Source organism: Vibrio sp. 1288 (assembly GCF_033344475.1).
In genome coordinates this window covers 1-574 of record NZ_JAWPOX010000889.1, presented here as the reverse complement: position 1 = coordinate 574, position 574 = coordinate 1, and the positions used below count along the sequence as shown (strand labels likewise).

The 574-nt window shown below is 51.4% G+C and carries 1 protein-coding gene; it reads right to left on the bottom strand.

Annotated elements, in window-relative coordinates:
* A partial coding sequence (locus R8O11_RS29930; protein WP_318195221.1) for an efflux RND transporter permease subunit occupies positions 1-574 on the bottom strand: 574 nt, incomplete at both ends.

Sequence of the window (574 nt, the reverse complement as noted above, 5' to 3'; positions counted from 1 at the left end):
CAGCGGTTGAGATGACTTGCTGAACGTCTTTGATGCTCAATCCATATCTCGCAGCAGCGCGGCGTTTAATGTCGATTGTTACGTAACGGCCACCAGCTACACGCTCGGCATAAACCGATGAAGTGCCGCGAACGTTGTTCAAGATAGGTTCTAACTGCGCGCCAATCTTTTCGATCTCTTTCAGATCTGGGCCTGCGATTTTGATCCCGATTGGCGTCTTAATGCCCGTCGCAAGCATGTCGATACGCGTTTTGATCGGCATTACCCATGCGTTGGTTAGCCCCGGGAACTGCACGAGATTGTCGAACTCTTTGCGCAATGACTCTGTGGTCACGCCTTCACGCCATTGGTCATGAGGTTTGAGCTGAATTACCGTTTCAATCATGGTGAGTGGTGCAGGGTCGGTGGCGGTTTCTGCACGGCCAATCTTGCCCCAAACCGTTTTGACTTCCGGTACGGTTTTGATCAGCTTGTTCGTTTGCTGAACCAACTCACGTGCTTTACCGATGGAAATGCCCGGGTAGGTGGTCGGCATGTACATCAAATCGCCTTCATCCAATGGTGGGATGAATTC